The following is a 10,124-nucleotide window of genomic DNA, read 5'->3' as shown; positions in this document are numbered from 1 at the left end:
ATAATGTTAAAAAAGAGTATTGGGAAAGGTGGGCCAAAAATGAAATTTTTACATACTGGAGATTGGCACTTAGGGAAAAAATTGGGAGATTTCGACTTGCGTCAGGAACAGTGGGATGCTTTTTTAAAGCTTGTGGCCATTGCTAAAGAAGAAAAAGTTGATGCTATCGTGATTGCTGGAGACTTGTATGATAGCCCGCGTCCTAATGAAGATAGTGTTGCTCTTTTGAATCGAATGCTTGTGCAGTTGAATTTGGAAGAAAAGTATCCTTTATTGATGATTAATGGAAATCACGATTCTGCAGTCCGTTTGAATACGGGAAATCAGTGGTATCGTTTAAACCATTTTTACTTGAATACTCGTTTGGAAGATGCCTTTGATCCGGTAGAAATTGGGGATTGTCAGTTTTTTTTAGTGCCTTATTTCAAGTTGGCGCAAGCAAAAATTATTTTGATAAAGATTATCAAGATTTAGCCCAAGCCATGCAAGATGTAGTAGCGTGCTGCCAAGAAAAATTTGTGGTGGGGAAAAAGCATGTTTTTGTTGGTCACTTTTTTGCGGCGGGTAGCTACGGTCAGATTCTGAAACCAAGGTAGAAGTTGGTGGTTTAGGAGCCGTTCCGGTGGACTTATTTGCGAGTTTTGATTATGTTGCTTTAGGTCATATTCACAAAGCCAATGCTTTGCAGATGGATAAGGTTAAGTATAGTGGTTCCCCTTTGAAGTTTTCGGCTTCGGAGGCTAAGGATAAAAAAGGGGTTTGGATTGTGGATACGAATATGGATGCGCCTTATTTCCGAGAAATTCAACCTTTAAATGATTTGTATCAATTAAAAGGCACGGTGGCAGAATTAACGCGTGCAGAAAAGCGACAGGAAATTCCTGTAGGTTCGTATGTATCTGTGATCATGACGGATGAAAAACCAGTCTTTGATAGTTATGAACGTCTGTTAGCTTGTTACCCACATATGTTCAATCTCCAAAGACAAACGCCAGCCTTTTCTTCAACAGGCTTTGAAGTCGTGGCAGGCGTAGGAGAGATGCAACCCACTGAATTAGTGCAAACATTTTTTAGTCAGGTAATTGGTAAAGATTTAGAACCCGCGGACTTAGCTTTAGTGGAAGATTGTCTGCAAAAAGTTGGAAAGGAAGATTAAATGCAACTATTAACTTTAGAATTATCTTATTTTGGACCTTATCAGGAAGCTAAGATTGATTTTAATGAATTTAGCGATAGTCAGCTCTTTTTAATCAGTGGTAAAACAGGTTCTGGAAAGACGACCATCTTTGATGCTATGAGTTTTGCTCTTTACGGAGAAACTTCGGGTTCTGATCGACGTGGGGAGGATTTACGTTCGGAATTTGCTAGTGAAAAAGAAGTTACCCAGGTGAAACTAGTTTTCGAGCATCATGATTTAATCTATACTATTATGAGGCAACCCGCTTACTTTAGGGCTAAACGTGGGGGGCAAGGTTTGACCAAAGTTGGAGCCAAAGTCGAATTAACTTATGAAGATGAACTGGGGGAATTTCACAGTTTAGACAAGGCCAAAGAAATTAAAGCCAAGCTTGAAGAAATTATCCCTTTGACGGCCAAACAATTTCGGCAAGTGATTGTGTTGCCACAAGGACAGTTTCGAAATTTTTTGGAAGCAGATAGTAATGCCAAGGAAGTTGTTCTCAAAGAAATTTTTGACACCCAGATTTATGCAGATTTAGGCCAGGTAATTGCCAGAAAAACCAAGGAAATTCGAGATAAAAGTGATGCTCAGGCGCAAAAAGTTGAGCTTTATCAAAAAAGTGTTTATGAGAAAGAAGGCTTGGCTCCGAGTGTAGAGTATGGTTTATGGTTTGAACGAGTACAAGCGCGCTTGGCAGAATTAAAGGCAAGTCAGCAAGAGCAAGCCGCTAAACTACAAAATGTTGAAAGCCAAAAAGAACAATTACGTGAAGCAATTGCGCGCAAGAAAGGGCTTTTGGTAGATTTCCAGGCGCTAAAACAAGCCCAAGCCGAGTCTGAAAAATTAGTACAAGAAGAAGCTGCTCAAATACAACAAAATCAATATTTGGACCAGTTGTTGTGGGCGCAAAAGCAAGCACCATTATGGCAAAAAGTTTGTGATCAAAGACAAAGTATTCAGGTTAAAAATGAACAATTGGCGCAGTTAGACCAAAAGTGGCAGATTTTGGTAGACGAAGAAGCCCACTTAGTTAAGCAAGCTAATCAATTGGCTAGTTTAGCTAATCAAGCAGAAGACAAAGAAATTTTGCTGAGTAAGTTAGCAGGCAAAGAAGAGCTTTATGATAAATATCAAGGTCAGACAATACAATTAGAACAGCAATTAGCTAGTCAGGCGACAGAAGCTCAAAAGGTTAAGGCGACTGCGGAACGTTTGGAAAATGGCCAAAATATCTTGACAAAAATTAAAGCAGATTTGAACCAGAAACGGGCAGAATTAATGGCGGTTAATCATAATCAGGCGGATCTAGCTAACTTAAGGTTACAAGCCCAAACTACGGCAAATTATCAGATGCAAGGCCAAGAATTACAGGCCTTGGCAGATGATTTGGCACAGCAAAAGCAAGTTTGGCAACAAAAGGCTGAACAAGTTCCTAACTTAAAAGCCGAAGTACAAAAAAAGACTGCTGCTGTTCAGGTTTTAAAAAAACAATTAGCACAAAATATTGCGGCGAGTTTGGCAGAAGATCTCCAGGAAGATAATCCTTGTCCTGTTTGTGGAAGTTTAAACCACCCTCACTTAGCCCAAAGAACCGATGAAATCAGTCAAGCGATTATTGAGCAAGCAGAAAAAAACCAGCAAGTAGCCCAAAGTCAATTTGATCGCTTGCAAGCTACTACTAATCGTGACAAAGCTGAATGGCAAAGCGAAGTTAAGCGATATGCTGGCAAATTAACGAATTTTCAAGAAGCGGTGGCAATGCCTGCTGTTGCTTTAGAAGAAATTTTGTCAGCCTTAAAACAAAAATATGTGACCTTATCCAAGCAGGTTACAGAGTTAGAAGCTCAAGAGGAGATTGCTGTAACTTTACAAGCTGAAATTAGCGCCTTAGAAGTGAAGCAGGTTAAATGTGAACAACTATGGCAAGATTTAACGGTTGAGCATCAAGTAAACCAAGCTGCCTTTACAAAGGTTCAATTGGAAGTGAAGGCTTTGGAGGGGAAAATGGTGGAATTAAAAGCCAATCTTTTACCAGAATATCCGGATAAAGAGGCTTTTGTACGTTACTACCAAGACTTACAAGCCGAGGTGATAGCTTATCAGGAAGAAAAGCAAGCCTATGAAAATCGTCAGCAAACTTTCAACCAAGAAAAAGCTGAAGTGAAAAGTTTACGTCAAGCTAAGCAAGCTGAATTAGTAGACCTTGAAAAGGAAAGTCAGATCCAAGCGAACGCTTTAGCGAAAGTTTTAGAAACGGCGGACTTCAAGGTTGGTTTATCGGATTTAGAAAATCTTTTAAAGAATTTGGAGCAAATTGATAGTTTACAAGTCGCTAAGACCCAGTTTGCAGTGGCTAAAAAGACAAACCAAGAAAATTTAGCCCGTCTACAGGAAAAATTAGGCTCGAGTTTAATGCCAGATACGCGTGAAGATGAAGCGCAATTGGCTGCGTATAATGAAGAATTGGATACTGGTCAAGCTGTTTTAGGGCAATTGGTTCGACGATTGGAGAATTTGCAGGAAAGTTACCAACAAGTTCAAGCTATCCACGAAAGTAGTCATGAGATTTTAGAGCAGTTGAACCGTTGGAGCTACCTTAACGAAGCGATTAATGGCAGTGGACGCCGCAAGGATAGTAATAGTTTGAGTCTGGAACGTTTTGCCCTCCAGCAATACTTTCAACAGGTCTTGGCCGAAGCCAATCGAATTTTTACCCGTTTGTCGCATGGACGTTATAGTTTCTTATTGAAGGACGGCCAGGACCGCAGTGCCAAGCATACAGGTTTGGAATTAAATGTCGTAGAGGCTTATTCGGGTAAGCAAAGAAGTGTTAATACCTTGTCAGGTGGAGAGGGTTTTATGGCTGCTTTGTCCTTGGCTCTTGGTTTAGGTAAGGTGATCCAAATTCAAAATGGCGGTTTACAATTGGGGGCACTCTTTATTGATGAAGGTTTTGGTTCTTTGGATCAAGAGAGTCTCGATACGGCAATTTTGACCTTACAAAACCTGGAAGGTGACCATCGGATGATTGGGATTATTAGTCATGTGAGTGAATTAAAAGAAAGAATTGCAGACCAGTTGCAAGTAACTGCCGATCAAGGACAAAGTCACTTGCAAGTTATTCACGGGCGTGATCGTTTTTAAAGATAAGGAAAGGAAGAATTTATGGCATTAGGATTCGTATTGGGGAAGGCTTCCCATGACAAACAAGCCGTGATGCTAGCGCAACTAGCTACTTGGTACCAAGAAGAACCCAAGCAACATTATTTCTATTTGGTACCTAATCATATTAAATTTGAGTCGGAAGTACAGGTGTTAGACTTTTTACGCCAAAAATTTGGCCATGATGGGGTTTATGCCGCGGAAAATGTGCAAATTTTCTCCTTTTCACGTTTAGCGTGGTACTTTTTAAAAGACCATCCCAAACTTCAAGCGCGCCATCTCTCGCAAACCGGTTTAACCATGATGGTCCAACACATCTTACATCAAAGAGATGATTTAGTGGTCTTTGCGGCTGCCAAGAATCAGCCGGGTTTTGCGGCCCAATTGACCAGCCAGTTAATAGAATTACGGCAGGGAGGCTACACCAGTCAAGACCTGGTGACTATGGCTCAAGATTTAGCCCAAAAACCTAACTTGACGCGTTTACAAACTGCCTTGCAAGAAAAATTAGCCGAGTTAGCTAAAATTTATGCGGATTTTGAAGCTCTAGACCAAAGTCAATACGTCGATGTAACCGTGATTTTAACCGAGTTAAAAACGTACCTAACTGAGGCGGATTTAAGTGATACTGTTATTTTTATTGATGGATTTACGGATTTCACTGCTTTAGAAGAACAAATTATTTTACTATTGGCCCAAAAAGCGAAGGAAGTACGGGTAAGCTTGGACTTGACCAAGGAACAAGCTCGTCAAAAAGAAATATCCAGTCGGGACATGTATGCTCCCGCCTATCGCCGTTATTGGTCTTTATATCGTCAAGCTATCAAGGCTGGCATCCCGGTTTTATACGATGACCATTCCGCTCATTTGCGAGTGCAACCGGATTTATTAGCACTGGAGAAAGTTTGGGAGGCGGAATTTAGTCATCAGCAAATTTCAGATTTATCCTTAAGGAATAATCAAGCCTTACAAGCTTATCATTTTAGTGATCGGGTGAGTGAAGTTCGTTTTGTCGCTAGCCAAGTTCGACAGCTGGTAGCCCGTGAAGATTATGCTTATCGAGATATTTTGGTTTTGACGCCGGATATTGAAAAATATCGTAACTTGTTGGTACCTTTGTTCCAGCAAGCAGAGATTCCGACTTTTACTGACCTGTCACGAAGTATGCAAACGCACCCCTTTGTAGAATTTATGACCAGTCTCTTGGAATTTGAAGGGCAAAATGGGCTTTATCCCTATCAGTTAGTGATGCGTCTCTTGAAGACGGAATTAATTGTGCCGGAGCTATATGTCTATAATCCAGACTATAATCAGCAACGGACTGATTTTAAAATTGAGCATGGTTTGCGCTACCAAACTGATGCTACAGGGCAAAGAGTCTATGAATATGTCAAAAAGCGTAGCTTAGGGACTTACCGGGATAATGTCGATTGGTTAGAAAACTTCTTGCTGAGAACAGGAATTAGTAGTCAAAAACGTTGGGAAGATGATCAAGTCTGGGAAATTGAAGGTCGGAAGAGTGTCGGAGTCAAACGCTTGCATGATTTAAATGGTCAAATCATTCGTCAAACTCTGGTTCACTTGCGGCAGCGTTTCAGTCAAATTTTAAAAACTACCCAAACTGGTCGTCAATTTGCGGTAGCTTTGATGGAACTTTTAAATGAGATGCAAATTCCGCAAACTTTAGTTTTGTGGCAGCAAACTGCTCAAAATTTACGGGCGGATGCTAGTGATGCCAGTCGTCCTAAGGAAGTTTGGGATGCTTTTTGCAATCTCTTGGACGAATATGTTTTGGCTTTAGGCGATGAAAGTTTTAACCTAGCTAGTTTCAGTGAAATTTTGCAAAGTGGTTTTAACCAAGCAACCTATAATCAAGTGCCCTCGACTTTAGACCAGGTAATTTTCTCGAAGACTGGTATTGAGCAGATGCAAAATCGCAAAATTACCTTTATTTTGGGTTTGAATGCTGATGTTTTTCCTCAGACGACTGTGACAGAAGGTCTCCTAGGCGACTTGGACCGGGAATTACTTGCCGAGACTAGTCACAACTTAGTTAATAGTGAAAGCAAGCACCTTAACGACCGCCCTCAAGTTCAACTAGATAATGAAATTTACTGGGCTTACCGAGCTTTATGACAGGACAAGATCGTTTGTATCTGACGGCTGCCAGTTTAGAAGTTACCGGTGAAAAGTTAGAATTGTCACCTTACTTGCTAACTTTGGTTGAAAAGTATGGTCTAGAACTTCAAACGGTTAACGCTGACCAAGTTGAAACTCTAGCTGGAAGTCCTCAAAGTATGCTGACGGACCTTATTAATTACAGTCGACAGCATTTTGGACAAGTAAAAGTACCTGCAACTTGGCGTGTGGTTTACCAAAATTTAAAGGCTAAGTTACCGCTTCAAGTCGACCAGCTTTTTCAAAGTTTAACTTATCGTAATGAAATTTTACCTGGGGTAGCTGAAGTTGATGGTCACAAACATTTAGATCAGGAGCTAGTGGATGAATTATACCGTAAGGATGATGGCAAAATTTATCTATTTGGATCGGTTTCGGCTTTGGAAACCTACTTCGAAAACCCTTATGAGTACTTTTTGAAGTATGGTTTGAAACTTCAACCACGTCAGGAATTTAAGGTTGACGCAGCTAAGACCGGGACTTATTTTCACGAAATTTTGGAAGTCTTTATCCGTACGGTTCAAGAAACAGGGCAAACTATCGGCGAGTTAAGTTCGGAGCAATTTGACCAAATAATGCAGACAACCTTTGCTAAGGTACAAGCTAATTTAGAAGAACGTAAATTAGAAGTCTTTGACAGTACCCATCGTTATCAAAATATGCGTAAGCGACTCAACAAGACGGCCTATAAAGTCGCCCAATCCATTTGGGACCAAAGAAAACAAGTACCAATTGTAACCTTACAGACTGAAACACCGTTTGGAGACTTCGGAGGACGTGAGCGAACCTTGAACGGTTTGATTTTACCTCCGTACGCTCAGGCTGGTGCGGCTGGAAGTTTGAATTTACGGGGGCGGATTGATCGGATTGATGTGGTTGCGGCTCAGTTGGCCGATCAAAAACAATTATTTTTAAATTTGGTGGATTACAAGTCAGGGAATATTGAAGGTCGTATGAAAGATTTTTATGTCAAAGCCTATCACGGTTTGACATTGCAACTTTTAACCTATCTAGCAACCTTACAGATGCCAAATAATCAACCTTTACTGGCAGAAATGTTTGCTAATTTACCAGTCCAATTAAGAAAGAAATTAGGTGGTACAAATCAGCTGGATTTCGGCAGTGTGGCTTACTTGCAGTTAAACGACCCAATTTTAAAATTTGCAGACTTCAAGCAAAAACAAAAAGACTTGCCAGCCTTATTTGCCCAAAATCACCGCTATAGCGGTTTATTACGCCAAGACGATAGTGATTTTCTCAGGACAATTGACGCCGGTTTAAGTCAAGATGCCAAAAGTGGGGCTAATTATCAAATCAAGGCCACCAAGAAAGGTCTCACAACGCTAGCTGGTAGTCACTTGGTAACGCCAGAACAATTACAACTCTTAATTCAATTGGATTTGTTGAAATTAGAAGAAGCTCGTCAAGAAATTTTAGGCGGAGTGATTGACCTAGCACCTTATCGCTTAGGGCAACAATCCGGCTTGCAGTATAGTGACTATCAAGACATTATGACATTTGATAGCTTGGTAGGGAATGAATACCGGGAATTATCTAAGCTGAGTGATGAGGAAATGTGGCAATTGATTAAGGCTAAAGTAGAAAGGGAAGGAAAAAATGAGTAAATTTAAGCAGCGAGCAACCCCACAACAAATGCAAGCGATTGTTGATCAGGGGCAAAATATTTTGGTGGCAGCTTCTGCTGGTTCGGGGAAAACTGCGGTTTTAATCGAACGTCTGCGTCACCGCATTATTGGTCAATATTTGGAGACTCCAGGAAATGACGAGAGCCTTTTAAACGATGTTAGTAACTTTTTGGTAGTGACCTTCACCAATGCTGCTGCTACGCAAATGAAGGACCGCTTAAAAAAGGGATTAGAAGAAGAATTGACTGATTTAAAAAAAGAAGTTGACCCAGTTAAACAAAAGATTGCGCGAGAATTTTTGAACCAACAGCTTTCTCAAATTAACGTGGCCGATATCTCTACACTCCATGCTTTTTGTTTGCATCTCTTGCGTAAATATTACTATGCTTTAGATTTAGATCCTAATTTCCGTTTATTGGTAGAAGATAACGAAAGGAGCCTTTTACGTAATGAAACCTGGGAAGCTGTCCGAGAAAAGTATTATGCTGGTGATTTCAATGATGGCCAGGAAGATTCAGACTTTAATCGTTTAGTGACTGTTTTTGGAAGTGATCGAGATGATGATGCTTTGACAGCGGCAGTCTTTGCGGTAGATAACTATGCTATGGCAACGGCTAACCCGGATTCATGGTTACAGAAAATCAGCAAGCTTTATGACTTTCACAGTGGTCAAGATTATAGTCAAACTAAGTTATGGCAAGAACAGCTTCAACCAGCGCTTGATCAGGAATTAAGAGTCATTTTAGGTGCTAGCCAGAAGTATGAGCAAGATTTAGAAAATAAATTACTAAGCTTAATGGAAGATTATTGGCAAGGTGAGGCTTATACTTATTACGAAGAAAAGAAGCCAGCCAAATTTGTCCCTGATCAGGCTAAGCACCTAGAAAAATACCAATTAGCTCGTCAAGCGGTGGCGGAGTTTAACCAATCCTTGATAGACTTAGTGGAAAATCATGGTCAGCTTACTTATACCAAGTTACAAGCGCAGGTAGCTCAATTGAGCTTGGCATGGCCTCGGCTAATAAAAGCCGGGCGTGGTGCCGGGGATTTTCCGGTAGAAGCTGAAGCTGTAAAAAACCAAATTAAAACTCAGCGTGATGCTATTAATGACCACCTGGCTAGTTTGAAAGAACGTTACTTGGCTTACTCGAATGAAGAATTACAAGTTTTAATGAGTGGTAGTCAAGGTGTGGTTAGAAAGTTGGTTGAAGTGGTTCAAACTTTCCAGCAAGCCTACTATAAGCTGAAACAAAGGAGGCACCTTTTAGAATTTAATGACTTAGAGCACCTTACTTTGGAGTTGTTGGCAGGACGCACGGAACAAACCCAAAAAATTGCTCAAATTTTGCAAGAACAATACCAAGAAATAATGGTTGATGAATACCAAGATACCAACGGGATTCAAGAGGCCATTATTCGAGCTCTAGCACCCCAAAAGCCGGGTAAAATTTTTATGGTAGGGGATGTAAAGCAGTCTATTTACCAATTCCGCTTGGCTAAGCCGCAATTATTTACCGATAAATATGATCATTTTGAAGTTGAGGCTCAAGATGGTCAAGATGAATTGATTGTGCTCCAAAATAACTACCGTTCTGCTCAGACAGTGACGGGCTTCACTAATTTGATTTTTAGTCAGTTAATGGATAAAAGTTTGGGGGAAATTAGTTATGATCAGCTGGCTCAGTTAGTTTCTGCTAACAACGTCTACGCAGAAGCGCAGATTCCTGCCCCCACAATTTTAGTGTATGAAAGTCAAGAAACTGCAAGTGACCAAGAAGTGTCACTAGATTTTACGATTGATAGTAAGGAAGCTGGTCAAATCCAAATTGTGTTGCAAAAGATTAAAGAATTGGTCGGCCAAGCCGAAATTATTGACCGGGAAAACGGCGGCCAAAAACGTAAGATTAAGTATGGTGATATTGCTATTTTAGCTTCAACCATGGTGACAGTGCGCTAAT

The 10,124-nt window shown here is 40.6% G+C and carries 6 protein-coding genes; all 6 read left to right on the top strand.

Annotated features, from left to right (window positions below):
* Window positions 1-39 precede the first annotated feature (39 nt).
* The 6 genes from JCM10991_RS14450 to JCM10991_RS14440 all read left to right on the top strand — a co-directional run bounded on the left by JCM10991_RS14450 (window position 40) and on the right by JCM10991_RS14440 (window position 10,123).
* Window positions 40-474 (top strand): metallophosphoesterase family protein, encoded by a 435-nt coding sequence (locus JCM10991_RS14450; RefSeq protein WP_162149495.1) that lies wholly within the window; start codon window positions 40-42, stop codon window positions 472-474.
* Between the two features lie 148 nt (window positions 475-622).
* Window positions 623-1,156, top strand: coding sequence for an exonuclease SbcCD subunit D (locus tag JCM10991_RS14445; protein WP_051527963.1), 534 nt, complete (start codon window positions 623-625; stop codon window positions 1,154-1,156).
* The gene (locus JCM10991_RS06120) at window positions 1,157-4,324 is read left to right on the top strand and encodes an AAA family ATPase (protein WP_025020869.1); all 3,168 of its coding nucleotides are present in this window, start codon (window positions 1,157-1,159) and stop codon (window positions 4,322-4,324) included.
* Between the two features lie 21 nt (window positions 4,325-4,345).
* Window positions 4,346-6,478, top strand: a complete 2,133-nt coding sequence (locus JCM10991_RS06115) for a PD-(D/E)XK nuclease family protein (RefSeq protein WP_025020868.1) — start codon at window positions 4,346-4,348, stop codon at window positions 6,476-6,478.
* Window positions 6,475-8,145 (top strand): PD-(D/E)XK nuclease family protein, encoded by a 1,671-nt coding sequence (locus tag JCM10991_RS06110; RefSeq protein WP_025020867.1) that lies wholly within the window; start codon window positions 6,475-6,477, stop codon window positions 8,143-8,145. Before JCM10991_RS06115 ends, JCM10991_RS06110 begins: the two co-directional genes overlap by 4 nt.
* The gene (locus JCM10991_RS14440; RefSeq protein WP_051527962.1) at window positions 8,138-10,123 is read left to right on the top strand and encodes a UvrD-helicase domain-containing protein; all 1,986 of its coding nucleotides are present in this window, start codon (window positions 8,138-8,140) and stop codon (window positions 10,121-10,123) included. Before JCM10991_RS06110 ends, JCM10991_RS14440 begins: the two co-directional genes overlap by 8 nt.
* The last annotated feature ends 1 nt before the right edge of the window (window position 10,124 follow it).

The organism is Ligilactobacillus equi DSM 15833 = JCM 10991 (genome assembly GCF_000615765.1).
GTDB lineage: Bacteria > Bacillota > Bacilli > Lactobacillales > Lactobacillaceae > Ligilactobacillus > Ligilactobacillus equi.
This window is presented reverse-complemented; position numbering and strand designations above follow the sequence as displayed.

What these genes read in the sequence shown, in the direction of transcription:
- JCM10991_RS06120 (WP_025020869.1), top strand. Translation starts at nt 1,157, where the DNA reads ATGCAACTATTAACTTTAGAATTATCTTATTTTGGACCTTATCAGGAA.
- JCM10991_RS14440 (WP_051527962.1), top strand. Translation starts at nt 8,138, where the DNA reads ATGAGTAAATTTAAGCAGCGAGCAACCCCACAACAAATGCAAGCGATT.
- JCM10991_RS14450 (WP_162149495.1), top strand. Translation starts at nt 40, where the DNA reads ATGAAATTTTTACATACTGGAGATTGGCACTTAGGGAAAAAATTGGGA.
- JCM10991_RS06115 (WP_025020868.1), top strand. Translation starts at nt 4,346, where the DNA reads ATGGCATTAGGATTCGTATTGGGGAAGGCTTCCCATGACAAACAAGCC.
- JCM10991_RS06110 (WP_025020867.1), top strand. Translation starts at nt 6,475, where the DNA reads ATGACAGGACAAGATCGTTTGTATCTGACGGCTGCCAGTTTAGAAGTT.